18 protein-coding genes and 1 pseudogene are annotated in these 23931 nt (G+C 69.8%); 5 read left to right on the top strand and 14 right to left on the bottom strand.

The features are described 5' to 3' along the window. Positions 1-26: 26 nt before the first annotated feature. Both OHS81_RS31050 and OHS81_RS31045 read right to left on the bottom strand, forming a co-directional pair. Positions 27-401 (bottom strand): hypothetical protein, encoded by a 375-nt coding sequence (locus OHS81_RS31050; RefSeq protein ID WP_328388714.1) that lies wholly within the window; start codon positions 399-401, stop codon positions 27-29. 9 nt (positions 402-410) lie between these two features. Next, the gene (locus OHS81_RS31045; protein WP_328388712.1) at positions 411-5165 is read right to left on the bottom strand and encodes a DUF6531 domain-containing protein; all 4755 of its coding nucleotides are present in this window, start codon (positions 5163-5165) and stop codon (positions 411-413) included. A 1200-nt stretch (positions 5166-6365) separates the two neighbouring features. On the opposite strand from OHS81_RS31045, the gene OHS81_RS37515 reads away from it, so the two are divergent. From OHS81_RS37515 to OHS81_RS31025, 3 genes and pseudogenes are all read left to right on the top strand, one after another. Then, positions 6366-7304, top strand: a complete 939-nt coding sequence (locus OHS81_RS37515) for a winged helix-turn-helix domain-containing protein (protein WP_443058789.1) — start codon at positions 6366-6368, stop codon at positions 7302-7304. Further along, positions 7301-7585 (top strand): hypothetical protein, encoded by a 285-nt coding sequence (locus tag OHS81_RS31030; protein WP_328388710.1) that lies wholly within the window; start codon positions 7301-7303, stop codon positions 7583-7585. Before OHS81_RS37515 ends, OHS81_RS31030 begins: the two co-directional genes overlap by 4 nt. Next, a pseudogene (locus tag OHS81_RS31025) lies at positions 7563-8334 on the top strand (transposase family protein). Before OHS81_RS31030 ends, OHS81_RS31025 begins: the two are co-directional and overlap by 23 nt. A gap of 467 nt (positions 8335-8801) precedes the next feature. Here the strand turns inward: OHS81_RS31025 and OHS81_RS31020 are convergent. Further along, complete coding sequence (locus tag OHS81_RS31020; RefSeq protein ID WP_328388708.1) at positions 8802-10202, bottom strand: peptidase C39 family protein; 1401 nt, start codon at positions 10200-10202, stop codon at positions 8802-8804. Between the two features lie 205 nt (positions 10203-10407). Between OHS81_RS31020 and OHS81_RS31015 the strand changes: the two genes are divergently transcribed. Both OHS81_RS31015 and OHS81_RS31010 read left to right on the top strand, forming a co-directional pair. Continuing rightward, positions 10408-10992, top strand: a complete 585-nt coding sequence (locus tag OHS81_RS31015; protein WP_328388706.1) for a uridine kinase family protein — start codon at positions 10408-10410, stop codon at positions 10990-10992. A gap of 477 nt (positions 10993-11469) precedes the next feature. Then, the gene (locus OHS81_RS31010) at positions 11470-13365 is read left to right on the top strand and encodes an AAA family ATPase (RefSeq protein ID WP_328388704.1); all 1896 of its coding nucleotides are present in this window, start codon (positions 11470-11472) and stop codon (positions 13363-13365) included. A gap of 65 nt (positions 13366-13430) precedes the next feature. Here OHS81_RS31010 and OHS81_RS31005 read toward each other — a convergent pair whose 3' ends face one another. From OHS81_RS31005 to ribD, 11 genes are all read right to left on the bottom strand, one after another. Beyond that, positions 13431-14660, bottom strand: coding sequence for a serine hydrolase domain-containing protein (locus tag OHS81_RS31005; RefSeq protein ID WP_328388702.1), 1230 nt, complete (start codon positions 14658-14660; stop codon positions 13431-13433). 347 nt (positions 14661-15007) lie between these two features. Beyond that, complete coding sequence (locus OHS81_RS31000) at positions 15008-16168, bottom strand: hemolysin family protein (RefSeq protein ID WP_328388700.1); 1161 nt, start codon at positions 16166-16168, stop codon at positions 15008-15010. Then, positions 16165-17538 (bottom strand): hemolysin family protein, encoded by a 1374-nt coding sequence (locus OHS81_RS30995; protein ID WP_328388698.1) that lies wholly within the window; start codon positions 17536-17538, stop codon positions 16165-16167. The genes OHS81_RS31000 and OHS81_RS30995 overlap by 4 nt, the downstream gene beginning before the upstream one ends. 174 nt (positions 17539-17712) lie before the next feature. Next, positions 17713-18165, bottom strand: coding sequence for a PH domain-containing protein (locus tag OHS81_RS30990; RefSeq protein ID WP_328388696.1), 453 nt, complete (start codon positions 18163-18165; stop codon positions 17713-17715). A gap of 81 nt (positions 18166-18246) precedes the next feature. Beyond that, positions 18247-19095 carry an ATP phosphoribosyltransferase gene (gene hisG, locus OHS81_RS30985; RefSeq protein ID WP_328388694.1) on the bottom strand — a complete coding sequence of 283 codons (849 nt, stop codon included), beginning with the start codon at positions 19093-19095 and terminating at the stop codon, positions 18247-18249. A 51-nt stretch (positions 19096-19146) separates the two neighbouring features. Then, entirely contained in the window at positions 19147-19419 is a 273-nt protein-coding gene (locus tag OHS81_RS30980; RefSeq protein ID WP_086720687.1) for a phosphoribosyl-ATP diphosphatase, read from the bottom strand. Between the two features lie 125 nt (positions 19420-19544). After that, on the bottom strand, positions 19545-20030 hold the full coding sequence (gene ribH, locus OHS81_RS30975) for a 6,7-dimethyl-8-ribityllumazine synthase (RefSeq protein ID WP_086720683.1): 486 nt from the start codon (positions 20028-20030) through the stop codon (positions 19545-19547). A gap of 95 nt (positions 20031-20125) precedes the next feature. After that, positions 20126-21466: a bifunctional 3,4-dihydroxy-2-butanone-4-phosphate synthase/GTP cyclohydrolase II gene (locus OHS81_RS30970; RefSeq protein WP_328388691.1), complete on the bottom strand. Its 1341-nt coding sequence runs from the start codon at positions 21464-21466 to the stop codon at positions 20126-20128. Next, a complete protein-coding gene (locus OHS81_RS30965) occupies positions 21463-22116 on the bottom strand; it encodes a nicotinamide mononucleotide transporter family protein (protein ID WP_311624368.1) in 654 nt (217 codons plus the stop codon). The genes OHS81_RS30970 and OHS81_RS30965 overlap by 4 nt, the downstream gene beginning before the upstream one ends. Continuing rightward, on the bottom strand, positions 22113-22748 hold the full coding sequence (locus OHS81_RS30960; protein ID WP_328388686.1) for a riboflavin synthase: 636 nt from the start codon (positions 22746-22748) through the stop codon (positions 22113-22115). The genes OHS81_RS30965 and OHS81_RS30960 overlap by 4 nt, the downstream gene beginning before the upstream one ends. Position 22749: 1 nt before the next feature. Beyond that, positions 22750-23877, bottom strand: coding sequence for a bifunctional diaminohydroxyphosphoribosylaminopyrimidine deaminase/5-amino-6-(5-phosphoribosylamino)uracil reductase RibD (ribD, locus tag OHS81_RS30955; RefSeq protein ID WP_328388684.1), 1128 nt, complete (start codon positions 23875-23877; stop codon positions 22750-22752). Between the last annotated feature and the right edge of the window lie 54 nt (positions 23878-23931).

Genomic DNA, 23931 nt, shown 5'->3' with positions numbered 1-23931 from the left:
GCGCCCGGTGAGGCTCCAGCATGGCACTAGGCACCGCTCTCCCTCTGGAAGCGACAACGCTCAGCCGTGATCTGATTCTGTCGAGCGATTTCGAGAATTCCCTCTACCGCACCCTTGAGCTCGCGTTCCAAGGTCTCGAGTTTCGGAATGCGCTGCTCAATATCGGGAGCAGCGTTTACCGCCTCCCAAGCACTGCGGTAAGCATCCTCCAGATCCAACACCGCCTCAACAATTTCCGCATGCTGATCCAGCGACAGGCCGGCCGGTCCTTGCATGCCCATACTGAGTTGCGCCCTGGCTGAAATTACATCGCCCACCAGGCGAATGTGCCCCACTCCAACCTTTTCACTCAACAGGATCTCGGCCAGAACAGCGTCATGGTGCCCCTCGTGCGCAGTCATTTTTTTCTCCTAACCTAGCATTCTCTTGAGTTTAATCATTCCTCGCGCACCTGGCGGAATGTCCACTCCGCCGGCCCTCAATATGTCCACGCAGTACGTGACGCAACTGTTGTGAATTCCGTCGTACGGTCCAAGGTCTGCATTGATGGACCTTAGCTGCGCATCAATGGCCGCATTCACGTCGGGTACATCAAAGGTTCGCTCTATCACGTTTGGCCCCAGACGTTGAGCACCCGCCCCAGTCGTTGGAAGGCCGCTCGGATTGCCCTCTCCGTCCCACCCGTTGATGATTTGTTCGGTCTCCATGTATCGGCCGTTGCCTTCTACTCGGATGGTGGCGTGCCCCTCATCGACGTCCCAGCGCACTGTCGCGCGCCCGCTGTACGGAGAGAGTCCAAGGGGGTCAGTCCAAGTGTGGGGGTTGCGGACGTAGCTGGCTGGGTTGGGGGCGGGGGCGAGTCCGAGAGGGTCAGGAGTGGTGTAGCGGGCGGTTTCGGGGTCGTAGGTCCGGAGGTAGTTGTAGTGGAGTTCGGTTTCGGGGTCGAAGTATTGGCCGGGGAATCGGAGAGGTGTGTAGGCGGTGGCGCCCACGTTCCAGACGGTGGAGCCCCAAAGGGTGCTGCGGGCGCGGGCGACGATGGCGCCGGATTCGTCGAGAAGCTCGGTGGGGGTGCCGACGAGGTCGGTGATGACGGCGAAGAAGCGCTGGTCGACCTCGTGTTGCGACGCGTCGACTGTGGTGCGGCGTTCGCGCTGCGTCAGAGGTATGAGGCCCTGGTGGTCCCAGGTGATGGTCGATTGCGTCGAGCCGCAATGGAGGAGCGTGGTTTGCTCACACAGGGTGGTGCGGTCCCAAGTGAAGACCACCTGCTCAGCGATGTTCTCGCCGTCTTCGGCCAGGCGTAGTTTGGCGGTGCGCCGGCCGAGGGGGTCGTAGGTGTAGCGCCAAGTGGTGCCGTCGGGCGTGGTACAGGCGGTCAGGCGGTCTTCAACGTCCCAGGTATAACGCCAGGTGTCGGGCTTGCCGGACAGACGGGACTTCTGGCGGAGGATGGTGCGGCCGGCCGCGTCGTATTCGTAGCGGACGGCTCCGGCGCGGTTGATGCGCGTGCCGGTGTAGGTGCGCTCGCCCCGGGCTTCGCGGGCAGGGTGGCGGTCGGGCCAGGTGGCATGGGTCTGATTTCCGCCCGCGTCATACGCGTAGGTCTCGGTCCAGTTGTGGGCGGAGACGGTGGTGACACGGCCGGCGGTGTCGGGTTCGAAGTGGCGAACACCGTTGAGGTGGTCGACGATGCCGGTGAGATAGCCGTCCGCGCGGTAGGTGTACGCACGGTGCTGGACAGTTTCAGCGGCTGCGGTCACGTGCTGGTCGGTGAGACGACCACGGGCGTCGAATTGGTTGGCGAACGTGACGTCGCCGAGAGTGCGGGAGATCTCCTGGCCCAGCACGTCATGTGCGAAGGCCAGAGTGCGGCCGGAGACATCAAGTCCGGTGCACCGCCCTGCCACGTCGTAGGTCCAATGGCTCACCGCGCCGCTGGGGGTGGTGCGGGACAGGCGGCGGCCCAGGGCGTCGTAGGTGTAGGAAGTGGTGCGGCCGTTCACCGTTTCGCCAACGACCTGGCCGAACTCATCCCGGGAGTAGGACAGTTCGCTGTTGGGTGCGGTGATGTGGGCCAGACGACCGGCCGCATCGTAGGAGAAGGTGGTGAGCTCACCCTCGACTTCCTTGGCGACCATACGGCCGAGGGCGTCGTGCTGGAAGCGAATGGTGTGACCCAGCGGGGTGGTGCGGAAGGTCAGACGCCCTGCCGGGTCGTGAGCGTAGGTCTGGGTGCGGTTGTCGAAGTCCGTCTCGGCGATCAGACGGCCTGCCAGGTCATATTCGTATCGCCAGGTCAGGCCCTGGGCGTTGATGACCTTCATGAGCTTGAGTTCGGTGTCGTGAACGAACTCGTGGCGTGCCCCGTCCGGATCGGTACGCGCCTTCAGCTGGTCGAAGTGACCGAATTCGAACGTGGTGACCTGGCCCAGGGGATCAGTGTGCGTTGTGCGGTTGCCCTCGCCGTCGTAGGTCCAGGACTCCCGGGTGGCATCCGGATTGATGCGGGCCGTGAGGAGCCCTTCGGAGTTCCATTCGTACTGAGTGGTGTTGCCAAGGGGGTCCGTAACCGATGTCGTGCGGCCGAACTTGTCCCGGCTGAACACTGTGGCGGCGCCGAGTGGGTCGGTGACGACAACCGGGAGCCCCGCCTTGTCGCACTCGATTCCACTAGTACTTCCCAGCGGGTCGGTGACCGACGTCAGGTTGCCGCGTGCGTCGTAGGTAAAGCGGGTGGTATGGCCCGCGGGGTCGGTGACGGCAATTCGGTTGCCCTTGGCGTCGTACTCCTGGTGGAAGGTCTGGCCATCCGGGCCGGTGACCTCCGCAGGGAGACCGAGGTCGGTGTAGGTGGCGCTGCTGCTGCCGCCGTCAGGGCGGACGACACCGATGAGGCGCCCGTCCTCGTCATAGGTGAACTGCGTGGTGGCGCCGAGGGGATCGGTGATCCGCAAGGGCCGGTCGTGCGTGTCATACGTGGTGCGGATGGTGTTCCGAAGCGCGTCGGTGGTGGCGACGACCCGGAGACGGTCGTCGATGAGGTACCGGGTGCTGGCGCCCTCTCCGTTGATGTGCGTGGTGACGTGGTGACCGGTCTCCGGGTCAGCCTCGCTGTAGGTGAACCGGTTCTCCAGGTGCCACTCGGCGCCGGACTGGGTGGTGCAACGGTGCCGGTGGTCGTAGGTGTACTCGTAGCGGGAGTCGTTGGAGTCGACCCAGGCCGTCATCCGATGCTCAGCGTCGTACTCGAACTTCGTCACCGCGCCGGTGGAGAGAGTGACCGACGTGAGGTTGCCACTCTCGTCGTGTCCGTAAGACCTGATCAGTTGATCCGAGCCGTCGTCACCCCCACCTACCAGGTGCAGGGCTGTGAGGCGGCCGCTCTCGTCGCAGGTCAGCTTGAGCTCATAGCCGGCGCTATGGCGTATCGCGTACGGGACGCCGGTCTCGTCCGTGTAGTCGAAGGTGATCCGGTTCCCGTTGCGGTCCGTGATCTCATCCGGCAGGGCGATGCCTGGGGCGTGCAGGACGTCGCTGAAGTAGCGGGTCTGTCCCGTCTCCGGATCGTGGACGGCCCAGTCGCCCTGGTCAGTGCGCGTCAGCGGCCAGCGCGGACCGTTCTTCGGGTGTACCCGCTCACCGGTTTCCGGGATGGCATAGCGCAGCAGCATGCCGGACTCGGTGACGAAGACGACCTCTTCGGCGTCGATCTCCAGATGCTGGTCCACGGTGGAGGACCATGACGGCCCTACGTGCCGGCCGATGCGGGTCGAGGACTCGTACTTGCGGGTGAAGGCCAGCGGCAGGGCGCCGGGCAGCACGATGTCCGTCTGGGTCAGGAACACCTTGCCGGTGGCCAGATCGACAGGGTCAGTACCCTCGGTGCTCTTGCCCTCATCTTTGCGGGTCTTGTCGTGCGGGTGGTCCGCATCGGCCTGCTTTGCTGCCTCGCTCTTCGAAGGTCCCTTGGAATGGGGGCCCTTCGAGTGCGGCGCTGTACCGCCGCTGCCGCCGGGCCCCCTGTCGCCCCCGCTGTTGGGGGCTTTGGGGTCCTTCTTTCCGTCCTTACCGAGGCCCTTGAAGTGGTCAGAGAGATTCTGGTCGTTGTCATGGTGGTTCTTGGCCATCTGCTTGATGCCGCGGGTCATGTTGTCGTCAAGGTGCTTGGCGGTCTTCTTCACCGCCTCCTCGATGCCCTCGATGACCTTGTCCAGCATCACGTTCGCCGCATCGGCGATCGCGTCCTTGCCACGGGTACGGCCATGATGGCTCCTGGCCCGGCCGATCTTGCCGCCGGCCTTGTTCCGGAACGTGCCGCCCGCGCCCTCCAAGCTCGTCACGACCTGGTCGTGCTGGTCCTTGTCGAAACTGAACCCGCCGCTGCCACCGGCACCACTACCGCTGCTGCCACCGTGGCTGCCACCACCGCCGAGACCGCCCCCACCGCGGCGGCCGCCGGCGCTGAGGAGTTCCATGGGATTGTCGGCGGCGGATTTGGCAGCGCCCTTGGCATCCTGTACGCCCTGGCTGAAGCCTTCCTTGCCCGCCTTGGCGGTCTGCCCCAGGTCCAGTCCATCCTTGACACCCAGCGCGTTGGCACCGAGTTGCACGACCAGGTCGCCGACCATCGCGCCGAGAGCCTCCTCGACGGGGGTCAGGGCGATGCTGATGACCTGTTCGGCGACCTGCTGGCAGACCTCCTTGAACAACCGCTTGAGGATCATCCGGGTCACCTGCGTCGCACCCAGGGCACCCAGCTCCGACAACCCCAGGGTGAAGGGCGCCGCAGCCTGCGCAGCGATCACCTCTGCCGCCAGGATGCCGAGCTGGACGAGCGCACCGATCTTCGCGCCCTCGATGAGGACGGCGACGCCGTCCATCGCCGTACCCGCCATACGGCCGCAGTCCGCAAGCCCCTTCAGGTGCGTGCCGTTGACCTTCCCCCAGTGGGCATTCAGCGCCTCCACAGCCAGGGAGCCACCCGCCGAACCGACCAAGCCCTGGATCGCGGTGTGAGCTTCGTTCGCGCCCTCATCGATGTCGTCGGCAAACTCCCGCATGGCATTCGCCATCTCGCGGTAGTCGTCCTCATCCACGTTCGGCCACGACACACCGATCAGGTCCAGCAGCTCATCCGCCCACCCAGGCAGCACAACACCCACGACAAACACGCTCCCCCGTTGATCAGCAGTCAGCTGATCACACGGTTTCACTTGGGCAGACGGTTCCTCAAGACGGGTATCAGCCCGCTACCCCGGGCTTGTTGCTGCGACTGCCGTGAACCCACAGCATGTCGTGCGGCACAAGCAAATCCGCACCCCTCGCCATTGACGGCTATCCGCAGGGTCGAGCTCTGATCACTCTTCACCAAGCGTCACCTCGACGCCCACACCCGTCTCCCCCGGACGCCCACCGCAACGACCAATGAGGGCCAAGCGGCGTTATATCGGTCATTTGGTGAAGCAGGCCATCCCCAGCCTTCGCGTGGGCCAACAACTGCGGTTCTGGCCCAGCGAAATACTGATGGCGGCGATCCTCTCCGCGATGTCTTCTGAGTCCACGCGGGCACTGTAGAGCGCGACGCAGGGGTGCGCGTCGGAGACGGCGGCCTCTGCCCGTACCGTGCCCAGCCTACCGTCGTTTGCCGAGCCCGGGGAGTCCGGCGGAGACATACGGGACCCGCGCGGCTTCGGGATATTGGCTTGGTCGTGACGACGCTGACCACGCGGGCACCCGGCCGCTTCACCCACGCCTGGTGAGGTATGCCGCGGGCTTCCGTCTGTCCCACCACACGGTCGTGCCACTCCTGAAGTTGATCTAGATCGGCGGGCAGAGCCAAGTGGATCACCGTGGCTCCCTTCCTCCGCACCAGCCCGGCGACCAGCCGGCCAACGCAGGTCTCCCACACCCGCACGCCCAGCGAAGCCCGGCCTGTATGCACGGGCTGGGAAGTCGCCTCCCGTTCGGCGATCACGCGCGTGATGTTGCCGTAGAGGCGCTGCAGCGGCCCCCGTTCGGCGGGGAGCTGGACCTGGCAGACGGATGCATCGGGCTGAGTTGATGCCCAGTCGGCGCGGAGGCCGCCATAGCGGTCCTTCCACACCCACACGTCGACGGTGAACCCTGTCTGCTCAGCCATACCTGGTGATGCACCCAGAAGTGCCAACTGCACCAGACCACAAGTCACTTGTCCTCGCGGGCACCTGTTGCTGCCAGGAGAGTCCGGCGGGAAGCCGACCAGGATCCGGCTGTCGACGCCGGCCATGCAGACCGTGGCGGGCGGAGGCGTCAATCCACACACTTGACCGCCCGCCCGACTCCGGTGGCATCGGCTCTGGACGACGACTGTCCGTCTATTCGCTGTGGGCGACCGGGTCCACGGTGGCTCGCTCGGGCGAGCCGCCGCCGATTTCGTGGTGATCAAGACACCCGCCGAGACGCTCCTTCACACGCCGACGGGCATCAGCGACGAGGTGGCGAGCACGCTTTCGGTAGCCGGGCCGGCCGTCGATCCCGTGGCGTACGGTGCCGGCCTGGCCGACCGGGTCCGGACGCTGGCTCTCGACGGCGTGACCGCGGCGACCGACCTGTTCGGCACCGAGACGGCCGAGACCGCGCTCACGCTCGGCGTCCCGTCCCAGCGGATCTCCACGATCGCCGCCGGCCCCAACCCTCCTGGCGGCGTGCGCGCGCCCGGCCGGCGGCATAGACGCGGGGCTGGATGCCCTACTGATCTTTTCGTAATTTCGGTGGGTGTGGTGGCTTTGTGGGTGGGAGCTGTCGGGATGGCTTATCGAGCTTTGTCCTCTGCGTCCGGTTCTTCCGTATCTCCGTTGTCACGGCCACAGTTGGCGGAGGCGCGTCGTCTTCGGGCGGTCGAGCTGTTCGAGGAGGGCGGGTCGAATCCGGAGATCGCGCGGGTGGTGGGAGTGTGTGCCGAGAGCGTGCGGCGGTGGAGGCGTGTGTGGGAGGAAGGGGGTGCTCCCGCCTTACGCCGGCGTCCGGCCACCGGTCGCCCGCCCAAGTTGAATGACGCCCAGGTCGAGACTGTGCGGGCCGCCTTGGAGCGAGGTGCCCAGGCTCATGGATTCGAGGCCGATCTGTGGACCCTGGAACGAGTCGGCGCGGTCGTCGAGCGGGTGACAGGAGTGTCCCTGTCACGGGCGTCGGTGTGGCGTCTGCTGACCGGCCGGCTGGGGTGGAGTCTGCAGCGGCCTGAGCGGCGGGCGGTGGAGCGGGACGAGTCCGAGATCGCCCGCTGGATCACGCACGAGTGGCCACGCATCAAAAGGGGGCGGTGAACACACGTGCCTGGATCGTGTTCCTCGACGAATCAGGCGTCTCGTTGCTGCCCCAGATCCGCCGTACTTACGCACCTCGCGGCCGCACGCCGCTTCTGCGGCACCGGCTGAACTGGAAGCGTGCGTCGATGGCTGCAGCTCTGGGCTACCACTCCGCCGACTTCGACCGCGGTGCTCGCCTGTGTTTCCACCTCAAGCCCGGCAGCTACGACAGCATCGCTCTCATCGAGGTCCTTGAACACCGGGCATTTTCCTTGTATGGGTGGGGTGTTGAGGGCTGAGCCGTTGTGGGTGGAGACGTTCATGGGCCTGCGGATGCGGCAGTCCGAGCGGTTGTTGAAGGTCGTGCGGGAGCGGGGTGGAAACGGTCCCGGTGGTGGCCGGCCGTGGTGTCTGTCGCTGGCGGGAGCGAGTGCTGTTGGCGGCCGTGTACTACCGCACGAACCTCACGATGAGGCAGCTCACGCCGCTGTTCGACGTCTCGTCGGCAACGGTGTGCCGAGTCATCCAACGGCTACGGCGGCTTCTGGCCCTGGAGCCGGCTTCCCACCCCGCCGACGCGGCGGAGCGGCTGTGGATCGTGGACGGCACTCTGATCCCGGTCCGTGACCGGAAGGTCGGCGCCTCCTCACCCAACTACCGTTTCTCGGCAAACGTGCAGGTCATCATCGACGCCGACACCCGCCTGGTGGTCGCCGCGGCCCGCCCGGTGATCGGTGCCACCGCCGACGCGAAGGCATGGCGGGACTCCGGCCTCGCCCGGACATGCAGGGACGTGACGGTCCTTGGCGACGGCGCCTACATCAACACCGGGCTCGTCGTCCCGCACCGCAAACGCCCAGGACGCCGGTTGCTGCCAGGCGAGGAAGCGGACAACGCCGAGCATCGCCGGGTGCATGCCCGTGTCGAGCACACCTTCGCCCGCATGAAGCACTACAAGATCCTCCGCGACTGCCGGCAGCGCGGCAACGGCCTCCACCACGCAGTCCAGGCCATCGCCCACATGCACAACCTTGCCCTCGCCGCATGAACAAGCCAGGCACCAACCTGCCCCTGGCCTGCCCACTCCCGACCTTCTGCAACACGCTTTAGATGAGCCGAGCCTTCAGGACGGAATGTTGAGTCTGCGCCGCCAGGTCGGTCCGGTATCGGGATGAGAACGGAGTCTATGTGGCGCAATACACGCCCTTGAAGCACCGGAAAGAGGGTGAATGGCGCGACGTTCCGGTGCCGGGATTCTTCATTGCCTCCGCCCACCGGTTCCCCATCCTCAACCAGCAGGGCGGGATGACATACCCCGGGCTCATCCGCGCTTCCTGGGATCGAACCATCAGACGGCTGGGGCTTCGGCAATACACAGCCGATCCATCAAGGTCACGGTCGATCGCTACGGGCATCTCACCCAGGATGGGCGCGAGCGCTGCCGCCAGGTGGTGGCCACGAGCTTCGAGGGCTACCTGCCGGAGGAGCTGTCGGTGGGCCTGGCGGCCTGAGCCGCTACAGGATGCCCAGCTCCCGCAGGACCCGGTGCTGAGTTGGTGCTGGCTCAGCCGGGAAGTAGAGGTAGCAGACCCCTCCCGAACCGCCCTTGACCTGGCCGTTTGCGTCGTGGCGCTTCGTCCGCAGCCAGATGTTCTCGAACTGGCGGCGCTTGTAGACGCGCCGGACCGCGGCGTCCTCCGGCGAGGCCGGGTCGTTGGCGATGACGTCGCCGTTCTTGGTGAAGCCGACGATGGTCATCAGGTGGCCCGCGGTGCCGTAGCCCGCGCCGTCGAGTTCGGTCTTCAGGAAGGACTGGGACGTGATGACCGGGATGCCTGCGTGGATGAGGCGTTCGGCATCCGTGAGGGAGGAGAGGCGGGTGACGAGGCTCTGCAGGTCCCGGTAGGTGGCGGCGTAGGCGGCGTTGAAGGGCCAGTTGCCGCAGCCTTCGTACTGGTAGTCGAAGGTGTAGCGGGCGGCGTGGCAGACCTGGGGGTCGGCGTAGTCGGGGTTGACCCAGGACAGCTGCTGCCGGGTGGGCTTGCGGCCCCAGTATTCGACGATCATCTGGGAGGAGGTGGGGCTGCACCAGGCCTCGCCACCGTTGTCGTACTCCGGGTACTGGCCCTTGTGGATCTCCTGCGAGTAGCGCGGGACGATCAGCTCGCGGCCGGCGAGGCCGGGTGTGGACGCCGGCACCTCGAAGCGGTCGGGGAGGTCCGAGCTCATGGCGCCCAGCCGCCAGACGGTGGGGGTGACGCCGCCACCGGGCTTGCGGTAGAGGGTGACGCGGAGCTCGTAGGAGGTCAGGCGGAGGCCGCTCGCCGGGGTGTCGATGGCGAAGGTGTCGGTCGAGATGCTGCTCTTGCCGTCCTTCTGGCCGTCGACGGAGGTACGCCGGATATCGGCGTCGCTGTCGCCGGCGGTCCAGCGGCCCATGACATACCAGGGGGTGCGGCCGCCGTCGGTGTACGTGCCGCGCAGCTCGATCGCGATCCATGTGCCGGACGGGGTGTGTGCGTTCCAGGAGGCGACGACCTCGGTGGCCGGGACCGCAAGGCGGTGGACCGGCGACGTCCAGGTGGCGTACTCCCAGGTGGCGGATCTGCCGGTGTGCGGGTCCCGGTAGTCGAAGGTGCCGGTCGGGTGCGCCAGGCGGATGCCGGGCCGGGCGCCGGGCGCGAGGGCGGTGCCCTTGCCGCGGCCCTTGGTCCAGTCGGCTGCGGTGGTCCAGGCGTGATAGTCCACGAGGCTCTTCGGTCGGCGGGCGGAGGCTTCCGGGGTGCGGGCCGGGGCGGCGGTACCCGCTGCGGGGCTGCGCGAGGCGTCGGCGGCCTGCGCCGAGGGGGTGGCGACACCCGCCGCGGCGGCGAGCGCGGCGGCCAGGACGGTGCGCCGGGACGCGGAGCTGGTCATGGTGGAGGTCCCCCAGTCGGATGCGTACGCATGGGTGCGGGAGGTCGGGCCGGGGCCGCGGGCGGGCACGGGCGGGTCTGCAGTGGCTCAACTATTGCCGTTTCCGGCCCGCTTCGGAAGGCGCTGCGAGGCGCGTCGCCCGAGGAATATTGGTGTGGACCACTGGCGCGCGGAGGTGATGGGGCCCCGCGCGTACGCTGGCGCAATGGATCGTGATCTGGCTTTGCTCGCCGCCCGGCTGCGCGCCGTGCCGCCGTCCTGCGGGCCGGTGCGGCTGATCGCGGTGGACGGGCATGCGGGGTCGGGCAAGAGTACGTTCGCCGGTCGGCTGGCCGATGCGCTGGGTGGTGCGCCGGTGGTGCACACCGATGATCTCGCCACCCATGAGGAGCTGTTCGCCTGGAGCGAGCGGTTCGCCCGCCAGATCCTCCAGCCGCTGTCCCGGGGCGAGCCGGCGCGCTACGGCGTCTACAACTGGGTGCGCGGGGAGTTCACCGAGGTGCGTGAGCTGGCGCCCGCGCCGCTGGTGCTGGTCGAGGGCGTGGGCGCGGGCCGGCGGGCGCTGCGCCCGTCTCTGGCGTCCCTGGTGTGGATGGAACTGGCGCGCGAGCACTCCTGGGAAAGGGGGCGGCTCCGGGACGGACCGGGGCTCGCCGCGTTCTGGAGTGGCTGGATTCCGGCGGAGCGCGCGCACTTCGCAGCGGATCCTTCGCGTCCGTATGCCGACTTCCTGGTGCACCAGAAGCAGGTGGGGTACAAGGTGCTCATGGGGCCGCCCGCGACGCCCTGACCGGCCCCAGATCTCACGCTCCGTAGTGGACGGCGGCCGGCGGGCCGAATGGCGCCGACAGGGTCCCGCCGAGTGCCCCAACTCGGCTTGACCTGGGGGGCGTACAGGACTTACGTTCTCAATGTGCGGTTCTACGGACCGCCCGCAGATGCGAAGCCCCCGGTTGTTCCCCCGTGATCGGGGGCTTCGTTCTGTGCGAAATCACCTCTTATCGCCGCTCGGCGCTGTCCCTCCCTCACCCTGGGTCACCGTATTCTTCGCGCCGCCGCGCCACGCATCCTCGTCCGCTCTTGCCCCGTACCGCCCTCTACGACCTGCACCGATCCCGCAGGTACGATGCGAGTCTGTGCCACCGCAGGCCAGAACCGATGTGCGCGCGGCGAAGGTCAAATCCCGCTCTCCGTACGCCGGTTCACCCGGCCGCGGCCGGGCACGCGCCCGGCGGTACTGGGGGACGTGTGGTGTGGGGGGGACGCGATGGATGTCGGCACTCAGGGTTCGCCCGCCCCGGCCGAGCTCGCCTGGCTGCGCGCGGTCGACGCCTACACCGTGGGCGCCTACCCGCAGGCGGAGGAGGAGTTCCGGGCCGCGGTACGACTCGATCCCTCGATGGCCGACGCCTGGCTCGGCCTGCACGCGCTGCGCGCCGACACCTCCATCGCGCTGCTGCGGATGCACCGGCACCGTGATCGCTTCGGCGAGATGCGCGCCCGCCACCGACGCACCCTCAACTCCTGGTACTGGCTGGGGTGGTGGGTGCAGCCGGTGCTGGAGACGGGCCGCGATCTGCTGCTCGCGCACGCCTCCCACTGGCTCGACGGCCGTCATGTCGCCGAGCTGGACCAGGCACTGGCCGGCTGCCCGCCGGTCGACACCGATCCCCAGGTGCGCTTTCTGCACTCCTGCCGTGCCTATCTCGTCAAGGACTGGGACCAGCTCGTACGGCATACCGAGCCGCTGCTCGGCGATCCGGTGCTGGGCATCGAGGCAGGGCTGTTCGGCGGGATGGCGCGGGTGCGGCTGGAGATGTACGGGCAGGCCGAGCCGCTGCTGTCGGCCGCGTTGATGCGCTGCCGCAGCGAGCAGCCGCAGCGCAAGGAGCTGCGCTACTGGCTCGCCCGCGCCCATGAGGGCACCGGCCGCAGTGCCGCGGCGCTGCCCCTCTACCGCGCGGTGCACCGCGTCGACCCGGCGTTCATGGACACCGCGGCGCGGCTCGCCGCCATCGCGGAGGGGGACGGGCTGGACGAGGGCGCCGATCTCGCGGCGGTCTCCGCCGCCGGCCTCGGCCAGGAGGCCGGCGGCGACCTGGCTCCGCTCGATCCGGTCGACGGCCGTGAGCTGCTGGTGACCGGTGAGGCGAACGGGCCGGACGGGGAGATCGGTGGCGTCCCGGCCGGAGGCGATGCCGCGGCACGGGTCAAGGCAGCGGCGCCGGTGCCGCGCGGCGCCGAGCGGCTGCCCGCGGGGCCGGCCGATCCGGTGCTGCTGGAGAAGGCCCTGGCGGAGCTGGAGCGGATGGTCGGCATGGAGCCGGTCAAACGGCAGGTGCGCGCGCTGTCGGCCCAGCTGCGCATGGCCCGGCTGCGCGCGAGCCAGGGGCTGCCGGTGCAGCCGCCGAAACGACACTTCGTCTTCTCCGGCCCCTCCGGCACCGGCAAGACGACCGTGGCACGGATACTCGGGCGGGTCTTCTACGCCCTGGGGCTGCTGGGCGGGGACCATCTCGTGGAGGCCCAACGGTCCGACCTCGTCGGCGAATTCCTCGGCCAGACCGCCGTCAAGGCCAATGAGCTGATCGACTCGGCGCTGGGCGGGGTGCTGTTCGTCGACGAGGCGTACAGCCTGTCCAACTCCGGCTACAGCAAGGGCGATGCCTACGGCGACGAGGCGCTGCAGGTGCTGCTCAAGCGCGCCGAGGACAACCGCGACCGGCTCGTGGTCATCCTGGCCGGCTACCCGGAGGGCATGGACCGGCTGCTGGCCGCCAACCCCGGCCTGTCCTCCCGCTTCACCAGCCGCGTCGACTTCCCCAGCTACCGGCCGCTGGAGCTGACCGCGATCGGCGAGGTGCTGGCCGCCGAGAACGGCGACCGCTGGGACGAGGAGTCCCGCGACGAGCTGTGCAGCATCAGCGGCCACGTCGTCGACCAGGGCTGGATCGACGAACTGGGCAACGGCCGCTTCCTGCGCACCCTCTACGAGAAGAGCTGCGCCTACCGCGATCTGCGGCTCTCCACCTGGCGCGGCACCCCCACCCGCGACGACCTCGCCACCCTCCGGCTGCCCGACCTGATGCAGGCCTACGGCGAGGTCCTCTCCGGCCGCGGCCCGGACGTCCAGGGGCCGCCGCCGAAGGGGCTGGATCTCTAGCCGCCCGGTCCGCGGGCTCCCGCCGTCAGCCATGGGGCGGGGCCGTGGGACACACCCCCGGCAGATCATCGTGTCCGGGCTCCGGAGTTCTCCGCGCCGCCGGTGTGGGAGAAGGCAGCTTGCACGATATGCAGTACAGACGGCATCTCGCTGCTGCCCGGCGGGGCCGTGTAGTTGAGGGAGTAGACGAGGCGGCGGCTGAGGCCGGGGGCGGCGAAGACGGCGTTGGTGTATCCGGGCTCCGTGCCGGTCTTGCCCCAGAGCACAGTGCCGTCCGGGAGTGTGGCACGCATGATCCCGCCCGCGCTGAAGCAGGGCACGCCCTTGTCCCCGGGCTTGGTGAGGCTCGCACAGTGGTGATTTCCGCTGCCGTTGGCCACCGAGCCGGGGTCGGGCACCGCGAAGACCAGCTTCTGCTGCGCGGGCGGCAGGAGGCGGCCCCGGAAGAGGGCAGTCAGGAAGCGGTCCAGGTCGCCTGCAGTGGAGATCATTCCTCCTTCGGCCCACGCGTAGGGGCTCTGCTCGGTGACGTCGGCCAGGTGACGACGGTCCTTGCTGCCGGTGACGGAGCGGTACCCGTGGGCGTGTGGCGCCGGCAGGGCCGGATCGTCGGCGTCCGGCACATACGTATGGCGCAGACCGGGGGGTCGCGTGAGGCGCGTCCGTACTTCGTGCGCGTACGAATGGCCCGTCGCCTTCTCGACGATCAGCCCAGCGATGAAGTAGTTGATGCCGTTGTACTGCTGGACGCGGCCCGGCGGGGACTGCGGCGGCTGTCGCAGTGCCGCGCCGACCACCTCGGCCGGTGTCCAGGACCGGAAGCGGTGCCCGACGAACCATTCGTTCGTGCCGTCCCCGTCGAGCGCCGCGTCGGCGGGTGGCAGGCCACTGGTGTGGTCGAGCAGCTGCCTGATCGTCACGTCCTTGAAGGCGGCCGGGATCAGGTCGGGCAGCGAGCGCCGGGCGGGGGCCTCGAGGTCCACACGGCCCTCGGCGGCGAGCTGCAGCATGACCGTGGCCGTGAAGACCTTGGAGATGCTTCCGATGCGGAAGTACGAGCGGGGGTTGACGGGCGCACGGGTCGCGATGTCCGCCACTCCCGAGGTGCCGGTCCAGGCGTCCCCCGAGCCGCGGACCTGGAGCAGAGCGCCGGTCACCTCGCCCTCCGGCAGCCCGGTGAGGGAGGCGCGCAGCGCCTGGGGGTCGAGTGGCGGCAGCGAGGCGGCTGCCGCCGTGCGGCCGGAGGCGGGTGCGACGGGGGCGGTAGCTGCCAGCGCTCCTGTGGCCAGTAACATCACGGCGGCCGCCGCGCACCCCCGGCGCCAACGTGCGGTTTTTCGCGCTGGGTTCATGCCTGAAAGCTTGTCGCACCGTGATCGTTCACGGCATCAGGGGCACCCCCTGACCGGTCCCGGAACCGGATCGGGGATCCCCCTGACGACGGCCCCGAAGATCAGTCCCCGGGGCCTCCACACCGGCCGCCACACCGGCCTCCATGTCCTCCGGCGAAGCGGCTTCCCCGAGGATCCCGCGGTTCGGACCCCGGGACCAAGCCCGGACTTCCGCCCCGGCTCCCGGACCCGGCTCCGGCCCGTCCCGCGCAGAGGGGGAAGGCACCGCTCGGCGCCCTCCCCCGTCCGGCTCAGCGTGCCATGGCCCGGCCCTCGGCCGTCGGCAGCGGTGCCTCCTCGCGGGGCTCGCTGACCCGGTCGCCCGCGATACGGTCGCCCGCGGCCCGGTCGCCCGCGCGACGGTGGGCACGGGCGGCGGGAGCCCGGTGGTGGGCCGGGTCGCGGACCTCGCCGACCAGCATTTCCAGGACGTCCTCCAGCGCGACCAGGCCGAGCACCCGGCCGGTCGCGTCGGCGACCGCCGCCAGGTGGGAGGCGGCCCGGCGCATCGCCGTGAGGGCGTCGTCCAGGGGCAGCTCGGCGCGCAGCGTCGTCATCGCATGCCAGATGCGCTGGGGCACCGCGCGGTCGCGTTCCTCCAGGTCCAGGACGTCCTTGACGTGCAGGTAGCCCATGTACGCGCCGCCGGGCGCACACACCGGGAAGCGGGAGTAGCCGGTGCGTACGGTCAGCTCCTCCACCTGGCGGGGCGTCACCGTCGGTTCGACGGTGACCAGTGCCGCCCGGTCCAGGAGGACGTCCGTGACGGGCCGGCTGCCCAGTTCCAGCACGTCGGAGAGCTGTTCCTGCTCGGCCGGGTCGAGCAGGCCGGCCTGGACCGAGTCCTCGACGAGATGGGTCAGCTGCTCACTGGTGAAGACCGCCTCCACCTCGTCCTTAGGCTCCACGCGGAAGAGCCGCAGCACCCCGTGGGCGCAGGCACCGAGCAGCGCGGTGACCGGGCGGCACAGCCGCGCGAAGGCGACCAGGCCCGGGCTGAACCACAGGGCGGTCTTCTCGGGTGCCGCCATCGCCAGGTTCTTGGGGACCATCTCGCCGATGACGAGGTGGAGGAAGACCACCAGCGCCAGGGCGATGACGTAGCCGAGCGGGTGGACCAGCGCCGCCGGGAGCCGGACGGCCTCGAAGACCGGCTCCAGGAGGTGGGCGACGGTGGGCTCGGCGACCGCACCGAGCGTCAGGGAGCAGACGGTGATGCCGAACTGGGCGGCGGCCATCATCTGCGGAAGGTTCTCCAGGCCGTGCAGCACCTGCCGGGCCCGGGAGGAGCCTTCGGTCGCCAGCGGTTCGATCTGGCTGCGGCGTACCGAGACCAGGGCGAACTCGGCGCCGACGAAGAAGCCGTTGGCAAGGACGAGCAGGACCGCGAAGAGCAGCTGGACCAGTGTCATCGGGCCACCTCCGCGACCGCCACGACGGGCTCACGGGGTGCCTCGGGTGCGGCCGGGACCGGGACGGTGGCGGTCCGTACGATCCTTATCCGCTCGGCGCGGTGGTGCGACACCAGCCGTACCCGCAGCCGCCAGCCGTCGAGTTCCGCGATGTCGCCGGGGGCCGGGATCCGGCCGAGTATGTGTGCCACCAGTCCTGCCACCGTCTCGTACGGTCCTTCCGGGGCCTCCAGGCCGATCTTGCGCAGGGTGTCCACCCGGCAGCCGCCGTCCGCGTCCCAGGCGGGGCGGCCCTCCTCGGGCGGGGCCTGGCCCAGTTCGGGCAGGTCCACGCCGTCGTGCTCGTCGCGGACCTCGCCGACGAGCTCTTCGATGATGTCCTCCAGGGTGACCACACCGGCCGTACCGCCGTACTCGTCGACGACCACCGCTATCGGCTGTTCGCTGCGCAGCCGCTCCAGCAGCGGCTGCACCGGCAGGGTCTCGGGCACCAGCAGCGGCGGCACCGCGATCCGGCCCGCCGGGATGCGCAGCCGGTCGTGCGCCGGGACGGCCAGCGCGTCTTTGAGGTGCACCATGCCGACGACCTCGTCGAGGCGGGTGTGGTAGACGGGGAAGCGGGAGAGTCCGGTGGCACGGGTCAGGTTCACCACGTCCTCGGCGGTCGCGGACGCCTGCAGGGCGCTCACCCGTACCCGCGGCGTCATGACGTTCTCGGCGGTCAGATCGCCCAGCGAGAGGGTGCGGACGAACAGGTCGGCGGTGTCCTGCTCCAGGGCGCCCGCGCGGGCGGAGTGCCGGGCGAGCGAGACCAGTTCGCCCGGGGTACGGGCGGAGGCCAGCTCGTCGGTCGGCTCCACGCCCAGGGCGCGCACCAGGCGGTTGGCGACGGTGTTCAGCAGGGTGATCACCGGGCGGAAGAAGCGGGAGAAGGCGCGCTGGGGGCCGGCGACCACACGGGCGACGGGCAGCGGCTTGGAGACCGCCCAGTTCTTCGGCACCAGCTCGCCGACGACCATCTGGACCGCGGAGGCCAGCAGCATGCCGACGACCACGGCGGTGCCGGGCACCGCGCCCTTGGGCAGGCCGGTGGCGGCCAGCGGGCCGGACAGCAGCTCGGCCAGTGCGGGCTCGGCGAGCATGCCGACCACCAAGGAGGTGATCGTGATGCCCAGTTGGGTGCCGGACAGCTGGAAGGAGAGTTCCCGCAGGGCGGAGACTACGGTGTGGGCGCGGCGGTCGCCGTCGGCCACGGCCCGTTCGGCGTCCGCCTTCTCGACGGTGACGAGTCCGAACTCGGCAGCGACGAAGAAACCGTTGGCCAGGATCAGGACGAGTGCCGCGGCGAGCAGCAGCAAGGGGCCGGTCATGCCGCCGCCTCCGTGGTATGCGGGGGCTGGGGAGGGGCGGCGCAGGTACTACAGGACGATCCGTCCATTGCCGGAGGGAGTCACTCCTCGGGTCGGTGTTGGCCCCGTGAGGGGCAGGGCGCAGGGTGCGCCCCGGAGAACAGAGTAAACAGCGGGACCCTGATTAGGGCAGGCTCAACCGGCCGTGTGGTCGACGGCACCGTGCTTCTCGGTGAGATCGCGCAGCGCACGGGCGTCCCGGATGGCCTGGTCCCTGGCGATACCGGGCTGGATGCCCATGGCGGGCAGGCTGGTGCCGTCGGCGAGGTCGAGGTGGACCCAGGGGTCGCCCTCGCGGAGGTTGACGCGCAGGACCTGGGCCCAGGCCAGGTCGCGCTTGGTGGTGAGGTTGACCACCGTGACGCCCTCCTGCCGCGCCACCACCTTGGGGCGGCTGAGCAGCAGGAGGACGGCGAGCACCAGCAGTCCGGTGACGACGAAGCTCAGCCGCTCACCGCCGGTCAGCTTCGGCAGCAGCAGCGCGATCAGGGTGAGGGCGGCGAGCTGGGCGATGCCGACGGCGTACAGGACGACCCGGGTACGGGTCGGCCGGAACGTCACCGGGAGGCTGGGCAGGGGCGCGGACACGTCGTCGGGTCTTCCGTCGTGGAGGCAGCGGTGCGTACGGGGGTCAGGAGGCGCCGGGGCCGGGGCCGGTACCGGCTCCGGTCAGAGCCGGCAGGCGTGGATACCGGTGGTCAGGATCGCGCGGGCGCCGAGGTCGTAGAGCTCGTCCATGATGCGCTGGGCGTCCTGGGACGGGACCATCGAGCGGACCGCGACCCAGCCCTCGTGGTGCAGCGGGGAGACGGTCGGCGACTCCAGGCCCGGGGTGAGGCCGACGGCCTTCTCGACGTGTTCGACCCGGATGTCGTAGTCCATCATCACGTACCGGCGGGCCACCAGGACGCCCTGCATCCGGCGCAGGAACTGGCGCACCTTCGGGTCGTCGTCCGGCGCGCCGGTGCCGCGGATGACCACGGCCTCGGACTTGAGGATCGGCTCGCCGATGATCTCCAGCCCGGCGTTGCGCAGGGTGGTGCCGGTCTCCACGACATCCGCGATGATCTCGGCGACGCCGAGCTGGATGGCGGTCTCCACGGCGCCGTCGAGGTGGACGACGGAGGCGTCCACGCCGTTGTCGGCGAGGTGCTGCCGGACCAGGCCGGAGAACGAGGTGGCGATCGTCATGCCGCCGAACTCGCTGACGTCCTTGGCGGTACCCGGACGGGTGGCGTAGCGGAACGTCGAGCCGGCGAAGCCGAGCTGGAGGATCTCCTCGGCCGGCGAGCCGGAGTCCAGCAGCAGGTCACGGCCGGTGATGCCGATGTCGAGCTTGCCGGAGCCGACGTAGACCGCGATGTCGCGCGGGCGCAGGAAGAAGAACTCGACCTCGTTCTCGACGTCGACCAGGACCAGTTCCCTGCGGTCCTTGCGCTGGCGGTATCCGGCCTCATGGAGCATCGCCGACGCAGGCTCGGACAGTGAACCCTTGTTGGGGACAGCGATGCGCAGCATGAGAGCGAATTCCTTTGCACTGAGGGGTGTTGCGGTGGGTGCGGGGGTGGATCAGAGGTGGGCGTAGACGTCGTCGAGGGAGATGCCCTTGGCGACCATCATGACCTGGAGGTGGTAGAGGAGCTGGGAGATCTCCTCGGCGGCGGCCTCGTCGGATTCGTACTCGGCGGCCATCCACACCTCGGCGGCCTCCTCGACGACCTTCTTGCCGATCGTATGGACACCGGCCTGTACCAGCTCGGCGGTGCGGGAGGTGGCGGGGTCGCCCGTGGCGGCCTTCTGCTGGAGCTCGGAGAAGAGCTCCTCGAACGTCTTCTTGGACATGATGGTCACCACCCTACGCGGTGATATCGCTCCGGCGCGCAGCGCCTCGACCGAAGGGTGATGGCGGGCGACGGGCGGGCGTGCAACGCCTCGGCGACAGATGGCGGTGGGCGACGGGCGAGCGGTCAGCGCCAGGGTTCCGACACGGTCCGCAGCGTCGCGGCGGTGGCGACGGCGGCGGTGACGGCCTCGTGGCCCTTGTCCTCGGTGGAACCTTCGAGGCCGGCGCGGTCGAGCGCCTGCTGCTCGGTGTCGCAGGTCAGGACGCCGAAGCCGACCGGTACGCCGGTGTCCACCGACACCTGCGTCAGGCCCTGGGTGACGCCCTGGCAGACGTAGTCGAAGTGCGGGGTGCCGCCCTTGATGACCACGCCGAGGGCGACCACCGCGTCATAGCCGCGGCCGGCCAGCACCTTGGCGACGACCGGCAGCTCGAAGGCGCCGGGCACCCGCAGCAGGGTGGGCTCGTCGATGCCGAGCTCGGTCAGGGCGCGCAGTGCGCCGTCCACCAGGCCGTTCATGACCTGCTCGTGCCATTGCGCCGCGATGACGGCCACCCGCAGGTCGCCACAGTTCTTCACGGTCAGTTCGGGTGCGCCCTTGCCGCTCACGGTTCTCCTCTTACGGGTGATGGTGCCGGTGCTGGTCTTACGGGTGGTGGTGCTGTCTCAGGGGTGGTGCCAGGTGGTGGCGTGGCGCCGGGTGGCTACTGGTTGTCGCAGGCGGTGGCGGCGGGGGGTGCGGCGTCCGCCGCTCCGGCCGGCCCCGTGGCGGCAGCGGGGTCCAGCCAGGGCAGGTCGTGCCCCATCCTGTCCCGCTTGGTCCGCAGATACCGCAGATTGTGCTCACCGGCCTTGACGGGCATCGGCTCCCGGCCGGTGACCTGCAGGCCGTACCGCACCAGAGCGGCGGTCTTCTCGGGGTTGTTCGTCATCAGGCGCAGCGAGCGCACCCCGAGGTCCTGGAGCATCTGCGCGCCCGCGGCGTAGTCGCGGGAATCGGCGGGCAGGCCCAGTTCGAGGTTGGCGTCCAGGGTGTCGCGGCCGCGCTCCTGGAGTTCGTAGGCGCGCAGCTTGGACAGCAGTCCGATGCCGCGTCCCTCGTGGCCGCGGAGGTAGATCACCACGCCGCGGCCGGCTTCGGTGATCCGCTGCAGCGAGGCCGCCAGCTGGGGGCCGCAGTCGCAGCGCAGCGAGTGGAAGATGTCCCCGGTCAGGCACTCGGAGTGCACCCTGACCAGGACGTCCTCGCCGTCGCCGAGCTCGCCCGCGACCAGCGCGATGTGCTCGACGCCGTCGACGGTGGAGCGGTAGCCGTACGCGGTGAACTCGCCGTGGGCGGTGGGCAGCCGGGTGGTGGCCTCGCGGCGGACGGTGGGCTCGGACGACTGGCGGTAGGCGATCAGGTCCTCGATGGAGATGATCGACAGTCCGTGCTTACGCGCGAACGGCACCAGTTCCGGCAGCCGCAGCATCGTGCCGTCCTCGCCCGCGATCTCCACGATGGCGGCGGCCGGGCGCAGTCCGGCCAGCCGGGCGAGGTCGACACCGGCCTCGGTGTGACCGTTGCGGACCAGCACCCCGCCGGGCCGGGCGCGCAGCGGGAAGATGTGGCCGGGCCGGACGAAGTCGCCGGCGACCGACTCGCCGGAGGCCAGCAGCCGCAGGGTGGTGGCGCGGTCGGCGGCCGAGATGCCGGTGGTCACGCCGTGCGCGGCGGTGGCGTCGACGGAGACGGTGAAGGCGGTCCGCATCGACTCGGTGTTGTGCGCGACCATCTGCGGGAGTTCCAGCCGGTCCAGCTCCGGGCCCTCCATGGGGGCGCAGATCAGGCCGCGGCACTCGCTCATCATGAAGGCGACGAGCTCGGGCGTGGCCTTCTCCGCGGCGAGCACGAGGTCGCCCTCGTTCTCGCGGTCCTCGTCGTCCACGACGACCACGGGGCGGCCGGCGGCGATATCGGCGATGGCCTGCTCGACGGGATCGAGCGCCAGGGAAGCCTCGTCGTCGGCGTTCTCGGTGTCATACCAGCTCTTGAGGGCGGTCATGCCGCTGCTCCTTCCAGGACGGTGCGGCCGGCGGCGCGCGAGCGCAGCCACCAGTCGCGCATGCCCCACACGACGAGGGCGAGATAGACGACGTAGACGAGGCCGGAGAAGGCGAGGCCGCTGCTGAAGGCGAGCGGGACGCCGACGAGGTCGACCAGCAGCCAGGCGCACCAGAACTCGACCAGTCCGCGCGCCTGGGCGACCATCGCGGCGAGCGTGCCGACGAAGATGTAGGCGTCCGGCCAGGGGTTCCAGGACAGCTGCGGGATGAGGGTGAACAGGGTGCCGACGGCCGCGGTGCCCAGGGCGGTGCCGCCCAGCAGCAGGCCGCGCTCGCGCCAGCCGGCGAAGCGTACGGCGATGGAGCCGTCCTGCGCCTGCTGCCGGCCGCGCTGCCACTGCCGCCAGCCCCACAACGCCACGCCGATGACCAGGAGTTGCTTGCCGACGCCGCCGCTGAGGTGGGCGGAGGAATAGGCGGCGACGAGGATCACGCCGGAGAGGAACTGGGCGGGCCAGGTCCAGATGGAGCGCCGCCAGCCGAGCGCCAGGGCGGCCAGACCGATGGTGTTGCCGATCATGTCCGACCAGATGACGTGCTGTCCGAAGGCGGTGAAAGCCACGCCGTTCAGCGAGTCGAGGGCGCTCACCGGTCCATCTCCTTGAGCTCGTCGAGATCCTTGAGGTCGCCGGTGCCCCGGCCGAGCAGCCGCTCGACGTACTTGGCGAGGACGTCGACCTCGAGGTTGACCGGGTCGCCGGCCTTCTTGATGCCCAGGGTGGTCAGGGCGAGGGTGGTGGGGATGAGGCTGAGGGTGAAGTAGTCGTCCCCGGCCTCGACCACGGTCAGGCTGACGCCGTCGACCGTGATGGAGCCCTTCTCGACGACATAGCGGGAGAGCGCGGCCGGCAGCGCGATCTTGACGATCTCCCAGTGCTCCGCGGGGGTGCGCTCGACGATGGTCCCGGTGCCGTCGACATGCCCCTGGACGAGGTGTCCGCCCAGCCGTCCGCCGAGCGCCATCGGGCGCTCCAGGTTGACCCGCGAACCGGCGGCCAGCGCGCCGAGGCTGGAGCGGTTCAGGGTCTCGGCCATCACATCGGCGGTGAACTCACCGTCGGCGGTGTCCACGACGGTCAGACAGACGCCGTTGACGGCGATCGAGTCACCGTGCTTGGCGTCCTCGGTGACGACGGGGCCGCGCAGTCGGAAGCGGGAGGCATCACCGAGGTTGTCGACGGCGACGACCTCACCCAGTTCTTCGACGATTCCGGTGAACACTTCAGTTCTCCTCGGGGAGGGCGTGGCGGATGGGGCTGGCGGTGATGCGCAGGTCGGGTCCGAGCCGTTCGGTGTCTGTCACGTCGAGCCGCAACGCCTGGGCGATGGTGGTGATTCCGGCGTCGCCGACGGCGGCCGGTCCGGCGCCGAGCAGCACCGGCGCGAGATAGCCGACGACCTTGTCGACGGCCTGGGCGGCGAGGAAGGCCCCGGCGAGCGTGGGACCGCCTTCGAGCAGGACGGAGCGCACCTCGCGCTCGTACAGGGCCTGGAGCAGTGCGGGGATGGACAGCCCGCGTCCCGCTGCGGCGCGTGGGAGCCGGAGGAGCGGGGCGAGGCCTTCGAGGTGGCCGGCGTCGGCGTCCTCGGCGACCGCGATGAGGGTGGGGGCGGTGCCGTCCAGGACGCGGGCGCCGGCCTTGACGGCGGTGGCGCCGGAGTCGACGACGACCCGCAGCGGCTGGCTGATCTCGTCGTCGGCGAGTCCGCCGATGCGGGCGCCGAGCTGCGGGTCGTCGGCGCGGGCGGTACCGGAGCCGACGATGACGGCGTCCGCGGCGGCCCGCAGCCGGTGCACATCGGCGCGCGACCGGGGCGAGGAGATCCAGCGGCTGGTGCCGTCGGCGGCGGCGATCCGGCCGTCGAGGGTGGCGGCGTACTTCCACAGGACGAACGGGCGGCGGCGCAGGACCGAGGTCAGCCAGGCCTCGTTGCCGGCGGCGGCCTCGTCGGCGAGCAGTCCGCCCTCGACGTCGATCCCGGCGTCGGCCAGGGTGACGGCGCCGCCGGTGGCCGTCGGGTCGGGGTCGGAGACGGCGTAGACGACGCGGGAGATCCCGGCGTCGATCAGCGCCTGGGCGCAGGGACCGGTGCGGCCGGTGTGGTTGCAGGGTTCGAGGGTGACCAGTGCGGTGCCGCCCCGTGCCCGCTCGCCCGCGGCACGCAGGGCATGGATCTCGGCGTGCGGCCCGCCGGCCCGCTGGTGCCAGCCCTCGCCGGCGATGCGGCCGGCGGAGTCGAGGATGACGCAGCCGACGACCGGGTTCGGGCTGGTGTGCCCGAGGCCGCGCGCGGCGAGCTCGATGGCTCGGCACATCGCCGCGGTCTCGACGGGGGCTGCGGTGGCCACCGGGTCCTCCTGCCTCTCAGGGCACGGACTCCGGGGCTGTCTGGACGACAGAAA

Origin of the sequence: Streptomyces sp. NBC_00400 (genome assembly GCF_036048035.1) — a bacterium.
Classification (GTDB): Bacteria; Actinomycetota; Actinomycetes; order Streptomycetales; family Streptomycetaceae; genus Streptomyces.
Note: the sequence above shows the minus strand (reverse complement) of the source record. Positions and strands in the feature narration are given on the sequence as shown.

What these genes read in the sequence shown, in the direction of transcription:
- OHS81_RS31015 (WP_328388706.1), top strand. Translation starts at nt 10,408, where the DNA reads ATGGATCGTGATCTGGCTTTGCTCGCCGCCCGGCTGCGCGCCGTGCCG.
- OHS81_RS30970 (WP_328388691.1), bottom strand. Translation starts at nt 21,466, where the DNA reads ATGACCGCCCTCAAGAGCTGGTATGACACCGAGAACGCCGACGACGAG.
- OHS81_RS31000 (WP_328388700.1), bottom strand. Translation starts at nt 16,168, where the DNA reads ATGACACTGGTCCAGCTGCTCTTCGCGGTCCTGCTCGTCCTTGCCAAC.
- hisG (WP_328388694.1), bottom strand. Translation starts at nt 19,095, where the DNA reads ATGCTGCGCATCGCTGTCCCCAACAAGGGTTCACTGTCCGAGCCTGCG.
- OHS81_RS31020 (WP_328388708.1), bottom strand. Translation starts at nt 10,202, where the DNA reads ATGACCAGCTCCGCGTCCCGGCGCACCGTCCTGGCCGCCGCGCTCGCC.
- OHS81_RS31005 (WP_328388702.1), bottom strand. Translation starts at nt 14,660, where the DNA reads ATGTTACTGGCCACAGGAGCGCTGGCAGCTACCGCCCCCGTCGCACCC.
- OHS81_RS31050 (WP_328388714.1), bottom strand. Translation starts at nt 401, where the DNA reads ATGACTGCGCACGAGGGGCACCATGACGCTGTTCTGGCCGAGATCCTG.
- OHS81_RS31010 (WP_328388704.1), top strand. Translation starts at nt 11,470, where the DNA reads ATGGATGTCGGCACTCAGGGTTCGCCCGCCCCGGCCGAGCTCGCCTGG.
- OHS81_RS30995 (WP_328388698.1), bottom strand. Translation starts at nt 17,538, where the DNA reads ATGACCGGCCCCTTGCTGCTGCTCGCCGCGGCACTCGTCCTGATCCTG.
- OHS81_RS30980 (WP_086720687.1), bottom strand. Translation starts at nt 19,419, where the DNA reads ATGTCCAAGAAGACGTTCGAGGAGCTCTTCTCCGAGCTCCAGCAGAAG.